Genomic DNA, 17,853 nt, shown 5'->3' on the forward strand with positions numbered 1-17,853 from the left:
TCCGCCAGATATTATGATATAATTATAGTTCAAATAAATTTTTGAGGAGAAAATGATGAGTATCAGAAGCACTGCAAAAGCGATCATCGTTAATGACGGAAAAGTTCTTATAAACAAATGCTTTGATAAATATAACGGCGAATATTTTTCGCTGCCCGGCGGTGGTCAAAATACATATGAAACGCTTTATGACGCTGTCATCAGGGAATGTCTTGAGGAAACCGGATACACCGTCTCGCCTGCCAGATTTGCCGCTTTATGCGAAGAAATTTGTGATTCTGAAGAATTTCGGGAAAAACGTCCTGATTATGCGCACAAGATGTATCATATTTTTGTATGCAGTCTAACTGATGAAGAAAGAACAGAACCCACGGAAAAGGATGAACTGCAGATAGGAAGCGAGTGGGTCGACATAGACCGACTAAATGGAATCCGGCTGCTGCCGAAAGCCGTCGGGGATAATATTCTCAAAATAATTAACAGTGACAGTCCGCTGTTTTTGGACTCGACGCATATCCCGTATAATCACGGTTAATGGATTTTTGACCTTATGGAGGAAACATGGTTTTAGAAAAAATGAGTGATTTTTTCGCAGATCGTGCCGATACATATGATGAACACATGCTTAAAAATGTGGAAGGCTGTAAAAACGGATATTTGGAAATGGCTAAGCTTCTCCCAAGTGCTACTTCAAAACTTTTAGATCTTGGCTGTGGAACAGGGCTTGAACTTGGCAAGATATTTGAGCTGTACCCTTCGATTTCCGTAACAGGTATCGATCTGTCCGAGACGATGACTCGAAAATTGAAAGAAAAATATTCCGGAAGAGATATAACTATCATCAACGGCAGTTATCTCGGCTATGATTTTGGTTTTGATCTATATGATGCGGCAATCTCGTTTCAGACGATGCACCATCTTTCGCATTCTGAAAAAATTTCTGTTTACTCTGAGGTCTGCAAGTCACTTAAAAGCGGCGGAACATACATAGAATGCGATTATATGGTTACAGATAAGGCGGAAGAGGATTTCTTATATGCCGAAAACAGCAGGGTACGCAAAGAGCAAAACATTCCTGACGGTGAGTTCTATCATTTTGATACGCCCTGTACTATAGAAAATCAGGTGAGTATGCTTTTGCAGGCTGGGTTTGCATCAGCAGAGTTTGTCTGGCGTGAGGGAAACACGACTATCATCATTTCAAAAAAATAAGTTTTATATAAAAAAAGATTGACTGCAAACGTCAATCTTTTTTTAACAGTTCAAGCATTGAATCCACCCCATCCCTGTTATACCCGTGCCATGCGACCGCTGTTTTTGAATCGAATGAAATATACAGCATCTGCCCGTTCATTCCCCGTTTGCCATACGAGTTGCCGTTTCCGAAATGTCTTAATTCATACCCGCATCTGAGCACCTGATCGACCCACGCTTCAGATACGATCCGTTTCCCGCGGTACATCCCGCCGCTGAGATATACAAAGCCCAGTTTTACCATATCCTCTGTCCGTATATATAATCCGGTCGCACCCATCGGATAACCTTTTGGGCATTTGCTCCAGGCTATTTCCTGAAATTCAAGCGGGTTAAATAGTCTCTCCAGCAAAAAGTCGTCAAGCTTTCTTCCGGTTTTTGCGGTTACTATGCGGGAAAGCAGATAATATGCCGCATCGCTGTATACCCGTTGGGTTCCCGGCTCAAAACTGAGGCTGTGCGAAAGGACAATTTGCAAAAAATCATCGGCGCCGTATTCATAAATATTTTCTGCATCAATATCAAGAAACCCTTTATCAAAACCCACCCGATGCTTTATCGCATCTTCAATTGTTACCTTTTCCCATTTTTTATCGTAAACGGGCGGAAATGCATCTTTGAATATAGGGAACAAATGGTCTTTAACGTTTAAAATGCCGTCATCCTGAAGCATTCCTATTGCGGTCACTGTAAACACCTTAGCCACGGAATAGCTGTTGTTGCAGGAGTTGGCAGGCTGTAAATGTATAGCCCTTGTCACCTCTTTAGTCATTTCCGCAATATTATATATATTAAGTTTGTCCTTCTTTGCCTGCTCAGTAAGCCTTTCAAGCAACATTAACATCCCCTTTCGAAAAAACACTCTACCATAACAGTCACAGTCTGTCAACAAAGTTGACTTTTTATGTGGTGTTAATATATGATAGTATAGCGTGTAAAAAGCTGCAGTGAAGGGATCTTAGTTATGAAATTAAAAGGTATGGTCTATACGATAGTTTCCGCGGTGCTGTTTGGCATAACCCCTGTGTTTGCCTCATTCACCTACAATATGGGCAGCACGCCCGAAACAGTAACGTTTTATCGTAATCTGCTTGCCATTCCGATTTTACTTATTGTGATTCTGATGAAAAGAATGACTCTTAAAATACCGCTTAAAGCAGTCGGAAATATCGCTGTTATCGGGATCATCGGCTGTGGCTTAACAACTCTTTTGCTTTATAAATCCTATCAATATGTCGGCATCGGCACAGCGACGACACTGCACTTTCTATATCCGGTATTTGTTGCGCTTATCTGCCGCTTTTTTTATAAAGACCGCTTAAGTCTGCGCAAGATCATTGCTTTAGTGATAGCTGGCGCCGGCATTATATGTTTTATCGATCCAAGTCAGATTTCTGGTTTTTCGGGCATTTTGCTGGCGGTATCGTCCGGACTTACATATTCTTTTTACATGGTCGGGTCAGAAAAGCGCGGACTTAACGATATTGACCCCTATAAAGTTTCATTTTACATAGCGGTCTTCGTTATGATTGCAATGATAATTTACAACGTCCCAACGCGGAAAATTGTATTCATACTGCCTCCTAAAGCATTCTTATATTTATTTGTGATTTCCATCTGCACCTCATTTTTGGCGGTTGCCCTGCTTCAATCAGGGATAAAACATCTCGGCGCCTCAACTGCCGCAATTTTTTGCCTGTTCGAGCCGGTGACAAGCCTTATTTCAGGGCGATTGTTCCTAGGCGAACACATCTCGGTTCAAAAAGCGGCAGGCTGTATACTTATTATCGCCGCAGTCTCCATTTTAGTAATCAAAAAATCAAATAGCGAAATATCTGAGGCAAAATCATAGTTTTTTTATACTTTGTTCCTTGTGTGTGAAGCTTACTTTTGGTAAAATATATATTTATAAAGAACTTTTTCTGTTTTTTTACGTCAAAACAATGTGGACTGGCAATAATGCTCTGAGCTCTGAGCGGCATTATATCATAGACAATAAAAAAAAGGCAGTTTTAATAATCAGGAGGTTTGAAACCAGTTGAAAAAAAGGATTCTCAGCATGTTTTTCGCATTTTGTTTCGTGATTTCGGCGGTCATCCCCGCAGGCGCAGCCGAAACGGGAAGCAGCATGACCGTCAGCGACGCAGGTATCAATCTTATCGAAGGGTTCGAGGGATATTCACAGTACGCACAGTCCGGCGGATCGAAATGGTATATAGGCTATGGCACGGCCTGCGGCGAAAATGATTACCCAAACGGCATTTCAAAAGAGGACGCCGAAAAGCTGCTTAAAGATGCGCTTTCCGCAAATGAAACTTCTATAAACAGCTTTCTGACAAAATATAATATCGAGCTTACGCAGAATCAATATGATGCATTAGTCAGTTTTACATATAATCTCGGCAGCAGCTGGATGGACCCTTCCAACCGTATCAGCGGCTATCTGATTGGCGGCATCAAGAATTATAAGGACATCGAAGTCGTTAATGCGATCGGTGCATGGTGTCACACTGGGACTACCGTGAACGATAATTTGGTCGTGCGTCGTTTGGCTGAGGCAAAGCTCTATCTCTACGGCGACTATGGAAACAGCGACTCTCATGACTTCACCTACATAATTTATGATGCCGGCGGCGGCAATGTCGACCATGACATCGTCTTTTATGAAAAAGGAAAGCCTTACGGAACGCTTCAAGCGCCACAGCGTTCAGGATACATATTCAAGGGATGGCGCACAGACACCGGAAAGCAGATAAGCGCCGATGATATAGCCTCGGATAACCTGAAGGTGTCTGCAAACTGGGCGGCTGAAACAGCGGTGAGCAATCCTTATTCCGACGTTTCAAGTGGCGACTGGTTTTACAGCTATGTAAGCGACTTAAGCTGCAGCGGGGTAATCGGCGGTTATCCTGACGGCACCTTTAAGGCAAATAATACGGTGACCTGCGGAGAAGCCCTGAAGCTCATCCTCAGAGCCGCCGGATATGGTGCGCAGGCTGCCACCGGCAGCCACTGGGCAAGCGGTTATCTCAAACTTGCCGTTTCTGACGGATTGGCTGATGAAAAAGCTGTTTCTGATCTGGATTCACCAATAAGCCGGCTGCTGATCGCGCAGATCGCGGCAAAAGCCCTTAACCTGCCCGTTTCCCAAATCCAATCACCGTTTTCCGATACCTCGGACGGGTATGTCCTTGCCCTTTATAATGCGGGTATAATCGAAGGCAGCAGCGATAACGGAGTTCGCTTATTCAAGCCTGACAGCAGTCTTACCCGTGCGGAGATCAGCGCAATAGTATGGCGGATAAACAATACCGAAAAAGCGCCTAAGCAGCAGCAGACGATACAGTACGGCTCTTATACCGTTGACGTTCTGCCGGACGTGCCCGTTGCAAGCTATGACCCGGACAGCTTTCGGCTTGACAACAGTATCATGCACTATGATAAGTCAGGAGTTGAAACGAAAATCGGCATAGACGTTTCCGAATATCAGGGAACGATCGACTGGCAAAAGGTCAAGGCGTCAGGCGTTGACTATGCAATAATTCGTTTGGGATACCGCGGCTATACCTCCGGAGGCATTTATCTGGACAAAAATTTTGATTCCAACATTAAAGGGGCGCTGGATGCCGGCGTCGAGGTGGGCGTCTATTTCTTCTCACAGGCGATCACGCCGGACGAAGCCAAAGATGAAGCAAATTTCGTCCTTTCCCATATCAAGGGATATAACGTTACATATCCGGTCACTTTTGACTGGGAAGTTATCGGAAAAAACACTGCCCGGACATACGGGCTTGATACAGACACCCTGTGCAAATCTGCCGCTTCATACTGCGACACTATCGCCAATGCGGGTTATAAGCCTATGATTTACTTCAATTCATATGAAGGATATGTCAAATACGACTTAAGCCGCGTACTAAAATATGATTTCTGGTTTGCCCAGTATTCGCAAAAACCGTCCTTTTATTACAACTATCAAATGTGGCAGTATGCGTCAAGCGGCAAGGTCGACGGTATATCAGGTCTTGTCGATATGAATATTTGTTTTAAAAATTATTGATCTAAATTATAAAAGGGGCTGTTTTACAGTCTCTTTTTGCTTTATATTAACCAAGGTGCTTAATCGCTTTTGGATTATACTTTATGGGGCAATTTTCATATTCTATGATCAAACCGCTTTTAATATGACGCACGCCGTCTTTATCGACCGCATGCCAGCGTCTGAGCAGCTCTGAAAAGCTAAGATAAGTGTAATTTCCAAGCGTATACGGGTCCATGGCAAATATGCCATTGTCATAATACCCGCACGCTAAGATATAATGTGCGTCTTTCCAGTCATAATGATATTCGATTTCATCTTCCGGCCAAGCCTGTATTGTAAGCATGGGGGTTATGCCTCTGCTGATATATTTTTTAAGATCGTCGATCTCCATATTTTCAGCCATAGCTGCCTTAAGCCCGAGCAGCTGCATAAAGTAAAGTATGGTTTGATAGTCTGTGCCCAAAATCGGCTGTGAGCGCAAAATGCCTGCAAGCGCGCTCTGACGGTAATAAATGCCGTAGCGAGCTAGAATAGACTGGGTGCACGCAACTCCGCAGGTATATTCGGTTTCCTGATAGCATAGCGGGACATGGATGAAATTTCTGCAGTTTTGTATATCTTCATTATAATAATTATCTGTCATAACGACCACTTCACCCTTGAAAGTTGATAGGGAGCGATCCCCTCAGTCTACTTATATGTTATTATGTCGAATTATGTGTATAAGTAAATATCAGGTAATCAGAAATGACTCCGATCGGCCACCTGCGTTTATTGATTTGTTCCTTCCGGAATTTTTGGCAGCATACAGATTTTTATCCGCAAGTCCTATTATCTTTTCAAGCGTTGTGCTGGGAGAATGCGATGTATAGGTTCCCAAGCTCACAGTAAAATGAATTTCCGCATCTTCATAAATGACGGGCGTCTTCTCGCACCTGCATCTTATCTTTTCCATGACCCTTTCTGCAACTGTTTCATTCGCATTGACAAGTGCTATCAAAAATTCGTCACCGCCATAACGAGCGATCCAGTCATTGTCTTTTCTGATGCACTGTTTTGTTATACTTACGAACTCCTTAAGAACATCATCTCCCGCCAGATGCCCAAACCTATCATTTACCTCTTTAAAAAGATCTATGTCGCCCAGTATGATGGAGAGCGGCTGACCGGTTTTTAAATCTTCGGCAAGTTTGTCTTTCATATAGCGTCTGTTGTAAGCGCCTGTTAAGCAGTCGGTGAACATTTCATCATTGATTTTGAAGATAATCCCCGCAATATCGGATTTTACTCTGACGGGCGCATGCACGTTGGGACTTCTTACTTCGATATTATAAGCATCTTCGTCTGTTATAAAATCCGCACAAAAGATGCAGGGCTTATTATCATTGCTTTCAAAAACTGCTGAAATCGTAACACACAGATTGCCGGTAGCCAGGGAGATGTATGGCTCAGTCGTATATCTTTTCCGTTTTGTACTGGTGAGCGGATAATAATACTTCTCAATGGAATGATCGGTTCCTTTTTTGGCTGAATAAAAAAACCGATTATCGCGCTTGGATTTTTCATCATTTGAACAGATGGTCTGGCTTATTTGGATACCACTACCATCAAGTATATAAGCGCATTCCATTTTTTCGCAGTCCGATACGATTTCTTTAAGTGAGCTGTCAAATTCTTCGCAGTTTTTTTCGGTCAGCGTTCCTATCGATTCTTTAACGATTTTATTGAGTTCTTTATACTTGTTCCTTTTTTGCGCATATTGCAAATTAATATATTTTTTAAATTTGTTGCTCAGTAAATCTATTTTATCATTTGAATAAAAAGAGCTTTCTTCTTCGATTTCTGCCGGTATTGACAGATAGAAGCCCTGTATCATATGTCCCCCGAGCCGCAAGACCTGTATTGCTTCGTCCTCGCTCTCTACTCCTTCTGCAATGACAAGCGCACCTATCTTATTTGCGAGAATGACCAATGACTTGAATATGCCCTGTTTATAAAAGTCGGTATGTATGTTTCTTATGAGTGAATAATCGATTTTTATTATATCGGGCTTTACGAGCAAGATCCTGTCCATATTAGAAAAGCCGGTTCCAACGTCATCAAGCGCGACCATAAAGCCGTATTGCTTGTAGGCATCGACAAATCTTTTTAGCGTAACGTCGTTTTGAACATTTTTTTCACTTATTTCAATTACAATATTAGACGGGTCGATTTTGTTTTTTTTGACTTGATTAAGAAGATACCCTGATCCTACTGAATGTTCGAGTATAGTTGAATCGAGATTTATAAAAAGCAGTTTTTCCCGGTCATAATCATAGACTCTGTTAAACTCGCCAAGGATCTTTTCCCTGCAAGCCCTGTCCAGTTCAAGTGATACTTTTTCTTCCTTTGCTAAACGGAAAAGCGTGTCGGCATTTATCGATTCGCCGGAATCTGGAAAGGTGCCCCTTATCAGCCCTTCTACCCCGATGACCATTTTTCTACTTACCGAAATGATCTGCTGAAATTTGACTGTAAGTTTTCCGCTTTCGATGATATGTTTGACAGAACAGGTATCCTGCTCTGCTGTTTTTATGTTGATACATTCCATAAAATCACCTCAGAAATAAAGAAAAGCCTTTGAAAAACGCAAGTTTTTCAAAGGCCTCATTGCCTGTTAAATTTTCAGATATATTATACTATTTTTATATATCGAATAAAACAGTTATTTATTTAGCTTTTTTCTAAAGTTTTTTTGCTGTATCGCAAATCGCAGAAGTCTCCCCCGGTTGCCAGCGACTTTGTGCGTTTAAAATCAGCATTCATATATTTTGCCATGACATAATCGAATTTACACATCTGCGGGGCAAGCTCTGGACAGCCTTCACGTTTTAAAAGCTTAAAGAGAGCGCACTCATAATAATTGATTCCGTACTCATCAAAAGTTTCGCCGTAAATAAATTCACAGACAAAATCGTCGGGATATTCTCTTTTTTGCGTCTGTAATGTCTGCCTATGCCGCTTATCCTGCCAGCTTTTACTGAAATAATCGTTGATGCCAATGAATTTTTTGAACAATGATACCTGCTCCACACCGTCAGACATTATCACACCCATCTTTGCGGGGGATATTTTTCCATTCCCAGCCTTATAGACCGACGCCACAAAAGCGGCGAAAAGAATGTTGATCAACATGGGATTATGCTTTCCGATTACGGGAGGATTGCTTATTATTTTAAAATAATTCTTTTTTGCGAGCCTCATGACTTCTTTTGAAAAGTTTTTATCATAGCTGTTTTCGATTTGGCTTCCGAAGCTTTTATGAAATAGCAGCCATAATGCCCTTGATAATATTGCAAAGTCCATATTTTTATCCCTTTTAATATGTAATATTTACATTTGTTTTGGATTTGGCTTTATTTTACCGACGAAATCGTTCGTTGTAACTTTATATATAGCTATGCTGTCCGTATGTTTTTGAGTAAAAGAAAAATCCTGATTTGACTGATGCTTTACTATATTCGAAAGAATTTTGCATTTTTCATCAACGTCCGTTATAAATTCAACTTTGCCGAAGCCGATCACGCTTTCGAAATAATATCCCGAATTGCATGGATTTTCGATATGCCCCAGCATTCCTTCGACCATCATCGAAAAGCAAACAGAATTATTTTCCTTCAATATATCGATTTTGCGTCCTTCTTTAGCGCTGTGGAAATAAAGCGTCAGCATGTCCCCTTCAATGGTATAGCCAAAATTGAGCGGTATCACATACGGGGTGCCCTTATCTACCATTGCAAGATTACATACCTTACATTTGTCGATGATTTTTCTGATTTCTTCAATATTGGTTACTTCTCTGTCTCTTCTTCTCATAATTCACCTTTTTAGTAAAATATTATAAACTATTTTAAGTATATCATGCTAAATAACAAAAGTAAAGACTCCTAGGCTTTTAACCAGCGCAGGAGCCTTTCAAATAGTTGTTATTAATTAGCGATTTGCGTCCAAACTTAATTCTTGGGCAATCCCCTGCACGTCAATTTTGCTCGTTTTATTTCCGGCTTTAATGAACAGGATTACAGCCAACATAATAAGGGGCAGTCCACCAACTAATCCTGTAATAGCAGGACCCAGCAGTGTATTATATCCGCCTTTTATCATATATATAGGAAAGCCTGCGCCGGCATTTACAGCCGAATGTATCATGGCGGCAGGGATAGCGCTGCCAACTTTGATAGTTATGTAGCCTTCAACGATTCCAAGCGCAACGCAGAACACGATCATCGCAAAGATGCCAAGCCAAGGATAGCCCAGATACTTAGTTCCGTAATTGTGCCCCATTGCGATTATCGGCGCATGCCAAACGCCCCATATTGCTCCCGTTATTACGAGTGCCGCCCGGTCAGAGAAAAACATACGAAGTTTCGGAAGCAGGTATCCTCTCCAACCAAGCTCTTCTCCCAATGTCGGAATTATATTAACGATAGGCCCGATGATTAAGATCTCAAGTGACTGAGCGAAAATCACAAGCTCTGCGTTAGCAGCCGTTTTCCCACTTGCCTCTGCCGCCTGTTTTATAGTTGAAAACTGTGGATCGAATAACCCGGGAAATATCAAAAAGTATACTGCCGCGCTTAAAATGATTAGAAGCGTAGGCGCAAAATATGAAAACAGATAATATTTTGCATGTCCCTTAAAGCGGGGGCGCAGATACATGTTATGAAAGCCTTCCTTAGTTATGAGCCTTGTAAGTATACTGGAAAGCGCCGGGACAAACATTGCCCCCGCAAGGATCAAAATAGGCACTGTCCCCTTTCCGTAGGTCAGACCGCAGATAGGTATCAGCATAAAAACAAACCATGCAATCACAATCGTGAGCGAAGTGAATATAATAAGACGCTTTTTTGCCGCTGATTTCTCTTTTTCCATAATAGTCCCTCCAAGATTATTAAATCAATTATATTATCAAATTTATAAAAGTCAATTAATAAATAATATCAATTACGATTAATAAAAATTCCCAATATGCAGGGGGCATCGACTGCCTTTTTTGTGAAATTAGTAACATTATTTTTAAAACAAAAATGAACTGTTGACATATGGAGTTTTAGGAGTATATTGTTATAAAAGGATTAAAATTGTCGACTAAATGCGTGAGGATTTTCATTTAAATATACATTAAAAAGGAGACCTGCAAATGAAGTTAAAAAAAGCAATCAGCATTATACTGACAATAGCAATGGTCATATCCCTAGTGCCAGGCATGGCGCCAAGCGCAAATGCCGTAGTAGCGACTATTTTGCTTTCTAACGCGACCGCTGTAAGGGATGGAAACACCGGCAAAATCAATTTCACTTCTAATTCAGATGCCACTATATATTACACCGTTGTTGACAGCGGCTCACCCAGACCGAATATCGACACAATAGGAAACGGAACTGAAATAATAAGCGGGCAAAACGAAATAGATATTCCAAACCTGACCGGCAGTAAGGATGTCTATCTTATCGCCATAAACGACGGGCCGTCAAATACCCTCAAGGTCTCTTTTAACGATGGCTGGAACTATCTCGGTGCAAAGGGTTTCTCTTCCTTTTATTACGATGCTCACATGGCGACCGACAGCAAAGGCAACACTTATGCAGCTGTCAGCGATACATCAAAAAACGATAAAACAACCGTTTATAAGTTTGACGGTAAAACCTGGAACACGTTAGGCACGCCCGGATTCACTGACGGTGCTCCTACCTCCATTATGATAACATGCGATAAAAACGATGTTCCGTATATCGCATTCTCTGACTATGACGAAAGCCCTGTAAATTCGGGTAAAGTCAGCGTTATGAAATATTCAGACGGAAGCTGGTCATATGTTGGCAGCAGGCAGTTTTCATCGACCGCTGCAGAAGGCGTTTTTCTAAAATTCGACTCTAATAACAATCCCTATGTAATGTATCAGAACTTAGAGTATAACAGCTCGATCTCTGATTTTCAATATAAGCTGTCTGTGGCTGAATACACAAACGGAGCATGGAATGTTCTGGGCGGCACATATGCCGCAGGCGAGGCAGGCTGGGCAGATTCAATAAGCTTCAATTTTTCACTGGCACTTGACAGTTCCGATGTGCCGTATATCGCCTATCCCGATCAGACCAGTGGCAGCAAGCTCACGGTCAAGAAATTCGCAGACGGAAGCTGGAGCGTTGTCGGAACAGCAGGTTTTTCAGCGAGCGAGGCAGGATTTGCGCAGATTTTCGCCAACGGGTCTGACTTATATGTCGGCTATAACAACATAAATGCAACCGCTTCAACCCCCGTTGTGCAGAAATGGGACGGATCAGCCTGGAGCGTTCTGGGAGACACATCCTCTTACACCGGCAGTGATTACATGATTATGGCTATGAACGGTTCAGATATCTACATCGCTTACTGTGACACTGCAAACGGCAATAAAATCAAAGTGATTACATATAACGGCACATCATGGTCGACGCTTGGGCCGGACTTTGCGACCAGTGAAAAGGGTTATGCGATGAGCATGGCAGTCGGTTCTGACGGGAAACCGCATATCCTTTACTGCGATGGAACCGAAGATTTTAATATATCGGTGATAAGTTACAACAAAAACATATCTGTAAAATCCCTTCCGACGATAATAGCTTTAGTAACATACCGCAGTGAAACCGACTCACGTTTATATATTTACTCAGGAGAAAGCGGTTCATATTATTATAAAGCCGTTGAGCACGGAGCGCCTGCCCCCGAAATCGACACAAGCGGAACGGGAACCGCCTGCACTTCAGACATTGACATGTTAAACATTTCAAACCTTACGGCAAACGAACAGGATCTGTATGTAGTCGTAAAAAACGCAACCGGTGAGATTAGTGAACCCGTCAAGATAGATATTCCGAAATACAGTGATCTTTTCGTAAACCCAAGTTATACATCTTCAACGCCTGGATGGGGCGTAACGGATTTTGCCACCATTCAAAGCGCTGTTGACGCGGCTTTCCCGGGAGCTACCATAAACGTTTATGCCGGAACGTATAACGAGACTCCCGAGATTAATAAGGAACTGACACTTAAAGGCGATAACCGCAATTCTATCATATGCTCTGAAGGCAGCAACGATTCAATAGTGACCATTTCCTACGCCAATGTCACTTTTACCGGTTTTACTATTAAAGCTCCTGATGATACTTCGTATTTCTCATCCGGCATAACGCTAGGCGCCGTAACGGGATGCAACATTACAAACAACAAGATCTCATCAGGCGACATGGGAATAGGCGTATTGCTTTCCAGCAGCAACAACATAAGCGGGAATGACATAGAGCATTGCCAGGCATACGGCATCCTGCTGATCGATCCTTACGAAATGGGATCTTCACTTGAAAACGGTCAAAGCGAAATCGCTGACGACTCTGTATTAAGCAATTTTGAAAACTCGGCCGAAAACATCATTCAAAGCAGGGACACGAGTAAATCTGTTTTCGGAAAATCCGAATATTCTGATAATGATATTTCACACAGCATGGTTGTAGACGATCCTGAGATTCCAGGCTTGCCTGTTATCCCGGAAAGCACAAATAACAACATAGTTCGCGGCAACACTGTTTCTGACACATTGGGTGGGATATTGTTAGGGCCGAATTGCAACAGCAATGTGATCGATCATAACGTTATAGCCGGGATCACTGAAGATTCAGCGCCTGTGGATAAAGACTCCGACAGCGCTTTAGGTGACCCGTCATATTTAGCGAGCGGCATCCTTTTCCTTATATCAAACAGCAATAAGGTTTACGGCAACACCGTCACAAATTCCATATTCGGAATAAGCTGCCTTGGCTCCGGCATGAACAAGGTCTGCGGAAACAATTTATCGGGCAATGCATCAGGACTGTTCCTTGCGTATGACGCTGATTATACTGATGCCGCTTACTCGTCTATTTCAACGGATACGATAAGCAAGAACAACATATACGGCAACCTTGAATATAACGTATACGCAGATGTGGGAACAGATCCGGCAGACAAGACGGTCACACTCAACAACAACTACTGGGGAGAGACATACGGCGAGGATTTGTTCAACAAAGCCGATGGCAGCAAACTTGTGATCGATAATCACAGCAGCACAAAGTTTTACGAGGTGTCATTCGACACAAACAGCGACGCTGCAGCCCCCGACAGTGACTGGTTCGCCTCCGGCTCGAAGCTCGGAACGCTTCCGACAGCAACGCGTGACGGTTATCCGTTTAATGGATGGTATACCGGCAAAAACGGTTCCGGTACGCATTACACCTCCGATTCAATAATGCCTGAAAATGCCTTATACCTGTATGCAAACTGGAATTCAACCAGTCCGGTTTACGGCGGCGGATCGTCAGCATCTTCTTCAGCTTCAAACTATAACGCATCGGTGAAAGTTGACGGCAAGACATTTCCTGCCGGAACGCTGAAAAATGACATTCAGAACGGCAAATCAGAAGAAATAGTAACAATAGACAGCCAAAAGCTTTCCGAGGCATTATCCGGATTTGACAGCGGTGTAACTGTTACGGTGCCGTTTACAGGTGATTCATCAGCCTCTAAAGGAAAGCTCAGCGGGCAGGCAATTAAAGAGCTTAACGATAAAAACGCCGCTGTGACATTCGACAAAGGCTCGGCATCATGCACCCTTCCCCCCAGCCTTATCGATATTGACGCCGCCGCAAAGGATCTAGGCGCAAATATCAGTGATATTACTTTCGAAGTTTCTATCTCAGCTCCGTCTGACAACGTGACGAAAACAATCAGTGATGCGTCATCATCGCAAGGCGTCACTACGGCAGCATCACCTGTCGAGTTTTCTGTCACATATGAAGGCGGCGGCAAGACAAAACAAATCACAGCATTTGATTCATATGTCGAAAAAACTATCGCTATCCCGGACGGGACAGACGCAAGCAAGATCACAACAGCAGCCGCAGTCGACGCTGACGGAAGTCTTCGCCATGTTCCGACAGAGATTGAACAGAAAGGCGGCAAATATTACGCAAAGATAAAGAGTATGACAAATGATACATATACCCTTATCTGTAACCATGTGGCTTATGCCGATGTCGAAAATCACTGGTCAAAGGATATTGTCGACAACATGGGCTCAAGAATGGTAATTACCGGCGTTGGAGATAATAAATTCGAGCCTGACAGAGACATCACCCGCGGTGAATTTACGGCAATAATCGTGAGAGCTCTCGGACTTGTGCCCGTGACCGGCTCAAACGATTTCAGCGATGTTTCCTCTTCAGACTGGGACAGCAAGTTTATCGGCACTGCGTTTGAGAGCGGAATCATAAACGGTTATGGTGACGGCACGTTCCATGCTGGCGATAAGATCACGCGCGAACAGGCGATGGCAATGATCTCAAGAGCCATGAAAATAACAGGACTTAACGTCAAAGATGATGCCAGCGTGCTTTCAGGCTTTGCCGACAGTGCAAGTATTGCTGACTTTGCCAAAGCGGGCGCCGAGGCCTGTGTCGAAACAGGCGTCGTCTCAGGCAGAGCCGCCGATACCCTCGCTCCAAAAGACAATATAACAAGAGCCGAAGTCGCAGTTATCACACACAATCTGCTTGAAAAATCAAACCTTATCGATTAGACGTAACATATTTTAAGCGGAGCATAAATGCTCCGCTTAAGCCTGTTAAAAAAGTACACGCACCGCAAAAGCGATTACATATAGTTGATAAGACAAAATGGAAGTATGTAGCCTTAAACGCGCTCTTCAGGTTACGGTTTGAAAACGCAAAATGCGCAAGCGTCCTCTTACAGGGGCACTTTTGCAAACTTTACGAACAGGCGCTCTGTTGTATCCGCATACAGCGACGAGCTCCTGTTCTTCGTCTGCCTGTCCTTTTTATACGTCTGCCAGCATATCGAAAACATAGTTTTTCGATATGCTGAGTGGAGCGTAAATGCTCCGCTTTTTTCGCTATTACCTGACATAAGCTGTGCAAAAATCCTACACAGAAACAGTAAATAATTTAGCAGAATAGTACAATACTATAAAATTTTTCTTTTTCTTTTATATTTAGATTAGATTTATAAATTTTTACTGGTAAATTACAGTAATAAATGTTATAATTATCTAAACAGCATAAATATACAAATTTAAGGTATTTTTAATAAAAATATATAAAATATAAAAGATGTGATTCATGGTGACTGGAGAGGCAACTATGGAACTTTTCTTTCTCAAAATGCCTATATTTAAAGATCTTTCGCTCTATATTTGTGTTATTACGCTCATAATTCTTTTGTGGCACTTTAATCGATCAAAAGATTATGATATGAAATACTTTATTTTTGCCGACATTTCTTTCATTATAGGCGAGATCACTTATGATGTGATAAGCATACCGTTCAACGTGCCGGCAGATACAGTGTTTTTTATCCTCTTTTATCTCTGCCTGTTTCTGTTTCTTAAAAACCGGAATAAGAGCCTGTTCAAGAACCCTGCGTTTAAGTCTTCACCCGTCAATAAGATGACCCTCTTACTTGTTATTGATTTCCTTATAACCGGAATTATCGCATATATAATATATTATTACTTTGACCGGATGTCTTTCTCAACGCAGATAAATTTGTCTGATCTAAACTATCCCATGCTTATTAACCTTATCTACCCTGTTTTGGATTTCCTGCTTCTGGCGTATTATCTTTATATAAATAAAATATATGTCGTAGACGACAATAAATTATATATACCGATTACCCTAGGCGTTTTGATTTGGACGATCGGCGACTTTATTTATTCGTTCGAAGTTATTTTTAATATAAATACATATAAACTAACAGATTATATGCAGGCGTTTGAACTTGTGGTGCTGGCGATCGTGATATTGCTTATCAAACGATATTCAGCGTCAAATTATTCCACGCTCGACCTGCCATTTGAAAATACCGGCTTTGGCAATTTTACGACTATTGTAAACTGGCTGGATATTGTCTATATGGCGATCTGCATTTATTATTTTATCCGCTATGCTAATTCCGCTAGGTATGCGGCGACGATCATAGATTTTGGCTTTTTACTGCTTGCTCTGACCATCATAAGGCTTACAGCACTTAACCATTTTATCCAGACAAGCCTGAGCAAGCTTGAAAAGGATGTGAGCGCTGACCCTCTTACAGGGCTGTATTCAAGAAAATATGCTTTTTCACTCATGCAAAGCCTGTTTAAATCCTCACTTTATTTTAATATCAGTATCTCTGCGCTCATGCTCGATATTGACCATTTCAAAAAATTCAACGATACATGGGGGCATGTTATCGGGGACAGAGTTTTAAGGGAAATCGCACAGCTCATATGTAACAGTATTGAAACTTCAAAAATTGTTTGTCGATATGGCGGCGAAGAATTTTTAATAATCCTTCCAGGTATCGATGAAAAAATGGGCTCTGTTATTGCAGAGAATATCCGACAAAATATTGAAAATTATAAGTTCTATGATGGCAAAAAACGGATAAAAACCAACGTGACTGTATCTATCGGTGGTTCGACTGCCGATAGAAAAACCCGCAATGAGATCGATCTGATCGAACAGGCTGACATGGCGCTTTATTTGGCAAAGGAAGAACGGAACAAGAGCGCATGGTTTTCTAAACTTTCCAAGGTGCGCAAATAAACTTTATAATTTTAAAAAGCTGCTGCATGTTCGGCGGCTTTTTATTTTTAAAGCAGAATTTTTCTAGCGACATAATGCGACTGATTTTAAATTTTAGGCATTTAACAAATTTTCCGTAAGCTCATAAAATATAACGATAATCCGATCTTAATAAATACTTACGGAGGAATTCTCAATGAACAAACAGGAAAACCCAATGAACATACAAGGAGCGCCTCAGAATCAGCCGCCTATGCAGATGAATCAGCCACCCATGCAGATGAATCAGCCGCCCATGCAGATGAATCAGCCGCCCATGCAGATGAATCAGCCGCAAAACGTCATGCCTTTAGATATGGCGCAATATCCGGATACATATTACAGGATACAGCCATTTGTTCTTTCAGGATGCGATGAAATGGATATGTACCCTGGAATGCCCTCTCCAGATATGATGGATAATATGACAGACCGCATCTATGACGACGTGCGCCGCATGTACCCTGATATGGACCAAGGCATGGAAAACGAAGCTCAGGAAACAATCGTTTATCCTGATTACGACAATCGCTATGACCGCTATGACCGTTATGACCGCTATGGTCGCCGTGGAAACAGAAATCCTCTGCGCGATCTTATTTACATCCTGCTCCTCTCCGAAATGCGCCGCAGAAGAAGAAGATATTATTGATAAGCTAAAGCGATTTAATAAAAAAAGCTTCTATCATGAATTTAAGATAGAAGCCTTTTATTGTAATACGAAAACTCCCGGCTATTCCGGGAGTTCAGAAAAAGCTTTAGCGATGAGTATAGTAAAAAAACTCCTTTTGATATAATAAAGCTGCGGTCTGCCAACTGCAACAAGACATATCAAAAGGAGGACATTCGACATGAAGACAAATGACATAGATAGTTTAA

Annotated in this window: 14 protein-coding genes; 7 read left to right on the forward strand and 7 right to left on the reverse strand. The window is 42.0% G+C overall.

What is annotated here, in order from left to right; all coding sequences use genetic code 11:
- Positions 1 to 55: 55 nt before the first annotated feature.
- Both Q8865_02215 and Q8865_02220 read left to right on the forward strand, forming a co-directional pair.
- Positions 56 to 535 carry an NUDIX domain-containing protein gene (locus tag Q8865_02215; GenBank protein MDP4152242.1) on the forward strand — a complete coding sequence of 160 codons (480 nt, stop codon included), beginning with the start codon at positions 56 to 58 and terminating at the stop codon, positions 533 to 535.
- A gap of 26 nt (positions 536 to 561) precedes the next feature.
- Entirely contained in the window at positions 562 to 1,212 is a 651-nt protein-coding gene (locus Q8865_02220) for a class I SAM-dependent methyltransferase (GenBank protein ID MDP4152243.1), read from the forward strand.
- 31 nt (positions 1,213 to 1,243) lie between these two features.
- On the opposite strand, the gene Q8865_02225 is transcribed toward Q8865_02220, so the two are convergent.
- Positions 1,244 to 2,092, reverse strand: coding sequence for a serine hydrolase (locus Q8865_02225; GenBank protein MDP4152244.1), 849 nt, complete (start codon positions 2,090 to 2,092; stop codon positions 1,244 to 1,246).
- Positions 2,093 to 2,218: 126 nt separating this feature from the next.
- On the opposite strand from Q8865_02225, the gene Q8865_02230 reads away from it, so the two are divergent.
- Both Q8865_02230 and Q8865_02235 read left to right on the forward strand, forming a co-directional pair.
- The gene (locus tag Q8865_02230; GenBank protein ID MDP4152245.1) at positions 2,219 to 3,106 is read left to right on the forward strand and encodes a DMT family transporter; all 888 of its coding nucleotides are present in this window, start codon (positions 2,219 to 2,221) and stop codon (positions 3,104 to 3,106) included.
- A gap of 186 nt (positions 3,107 to 3,292) precedes the next feature.
- The gene (locus tag Q8865_02235; protein ID MDP4152246.1) at positions 3,293 to 5,314 is read left to right on the forward strand and encodes a GH25 family lysozyme; all 2,022 of its coding nucleotides are present in this window, start codon (positions 3,293 to 3,295) and stop codon (positions 5,312 to 5,314) included.
- 46 nt (positions 5,315 to 5,360) lie between these two features.
- On the opposite strand, the gene Q8865_02240 is transcribed toward Q8865_02235, so the two are convergent.
- From Q8865_02240 to Q8865_02260, 5 genes are all read right to left on the reverse strand, one after another.
- Complete coding sequence (locus Q8865_02240; GenBank protein ID MDP4152247.1) at positions 5,361 to 5,939, reverse strand: C39 family peptidase; 579 nt, start codon at positions 5,937 to 5,939, stop codon at positions 5,361 to 5,363.
- 90 nt (positions 5,940 to 6,029) lie between these two features.
- Positions 6,030 to 7,886 carry an EAL domain-containing protein gene (locus Q8865_02245; protein ID MDP4152248.1) on the reverse strand — a complete coding sequence of 619 codons (1,857 nt, stop codon included), beginning with the start codon at positions 7,884 to 7,886 and terminating at the stop codon, positions 6,030 to 6,032.
- Between the two features lie 122 nt (positions 7,887 to 8,008).
- Entirely contained in the window at positions 8,009 to 8,641 is a 633-nt protein-coding gene (locus Q8865_02250; GenBank protein ID MDP4152249.1) for an L-2-amino-thiazoline-4-carboxylic acid hydrolase, read from the reverse strand.
- Between the two features lie 27 nt (positions 8,642 to 8,668).
- Entirely contained in the window at positions 8,669 to 9,151 is a 483-nt protein-coding gene (locus Q8865_02255) for a pyridoxamine 5'-phosphate oxidase family protein (GenBank protein ID MDP4152250.1), read from the reverse strand.
- 117 nt (positions 9,152 to 9,268) lie between these two features.
- Positions 9,269 to 10,207 carry a type II CAAX endopeptidase family protein gene (locus tag Q8865_02260; GenBank protein ID MDP4152251.1) on the reverse strand — a complete coding sequence of 313 codons (939 nt, stop codon included), beginning with the start codon at positions 10,205 to 10,207 and terminating at the stop codon, positions 9,269 to 9,271.
- 268 nt (positions 10,208 to 10,475) lie between these two features.
- Here Q8865_02260 and Q8865_02265 point away from each other — a divergent pair, with 268 nt between their 5' ends.
- Positions 10,476 to 14,927, forward strand: coding sequence for an S-layer homology domain-containing protein (locus tag Q8865_02265; GenBank protein ID MDP4152252.1), 4,452 nt, complete (start codon positions 10,476 to 10,478; stop codon positions 14,925 to 14,927).
- A gap of 167 nt (positions 14,928 to 15,094) precedes the next feature.
- Here the strand turns inward: Q8865_02265 and Q8865_02270 are convergent, their stop codons facing one another.
- Entirely contained in the window at positions 15,095 to 15,274 is a 180-nt protein-coding gene (locus tag Q8865_02270; protein MDP4152253.1) for a hypothetical protein, read from the reverse strand.
- Positions 15,275 to 15,507: 233 nt separating this feature from the next.
- Between Q8865_02270 and Q8865_02275 the strand changes: the two genes are divergently transcribed.
- Together Q8865_02275 and Q8865_02280 are read left to right on the forward strand one after the other, a co-directional pair.
- A complete protein-coding gene (locus tag Q8865_02275) occupies positions 15,508 to 16,956 on the forward strand; it encodes a GGDEF domain-containing protein (protein MDP4152254.1) in 1,449 nt (482 codons plus the stop codon).
- A gap of 175 nt (positions 16,957 to 17,131) precedes the next feature.
- On the forward strand, positions 17,132 to 17,626 hold the full coding sequence (locus tag Q8865_02280) for a hypothetical protein (GenBank protein ID MDP4152255.1): 495 nt from the start codon (positions 17,132 to 17,134) through the stop codon (positions 17,624 to 17,626).
- Positions 17,627 to 17,853: the final 227 nt, after the last annotated feature.

Source organism: Bacillota bacterium, assembly GCA_030705925.1.
Taxonomy (GTDB): Bacteria; Bacillota; Clostridia; order Oscillospirales; family Feifaniaceae; genus JAUZPM01.

Coding starts and splice junctions, on each gene's coding strand:
- Q8865_02215 (MDP4152242.1), top strand. CDS start 56: ATGAGTATCAGAAGCACTGCAAAAGCGATCATCGTTAATGACGGAAAA.
- Q8865_02220 (MDP4152243.1), top strand. CDS start 562: ATGGTTTTAGAAAAAATGAGTGATTTTTTCGCAGATCGTGCCGATACA.
- Q8865_02225 (MDP4152244.1), bottom strand. CDS start 2,092: ATGTTGCTTGAAAGGCTTACTGAGCAGGCAAAGAAGGACAAACTTAAT.
- Q8865_02230 (MDP4152245.1), top strand. CDS start 2,219: ATGAAATTAAAAGGTATGGTCTATACGATAGTTTCCGCGGTGCTGTTT.
- Q8865_02240 (MDP4152247.1), bottom strand. CDS start 5,939: ATGACAGATAATTATTATAATGAAGATATACAAAACTGCAGAAATTTC.
- Q8865_02245 (MDP4152248.1), bottom strand. CDS start 7,886: ATGGAATGTATCAACATAAAAACAGCAGAGCAGGATACCTGTTCTGTC.
- Q8865_02250 (MDP4152249.1), bottom strand. CDS start 8,641: ATGGACTTTGCAATATTATCAAGGGCATTATGGCTGCTATTTCATAAA.
- Q8865_02255 (MDP4152250.1), bottom strand. CDS start 9,151: ATGAGAAGAAGAGACAGAGAAGTAACCAATATTGAAGAAATCAGAAAA.
- Q8865_02260 (MDP4152251.1), bottom strand. CDS start 10,207: ATGGAAAAAGAGAAATCAGCGGCAAAAAAGCGTCTTATTATATTCACT.
- Q8865_02265 (MDP4152252.1), top strand. CDS start 10,476: ATGAAGTTAAAAAAAGCAATCAGCATTATACTGACAATAGCAATGGTC.
- Q8865_02270 (MDP4152253.1), bottom strand. CDS start 15,274: ATGTCAGGTAATAGCGAAAAAAGCGGAGCATTTACGCTCCACTCAGCA.
- Q8865_02275 (MDP4152254.1), top strand. CDS start 15,508: ATGGAACTTTTCTTTCTCAAAATGCCTATATTTAAAGATCTTTCGCTC.
- Q8865_02280 (MDP4152255.1), top strand. CDS start 17,132: ATGAACAAACAGGAAAACCCAATGAACATACAAGGAGCGCCTCAGAAT.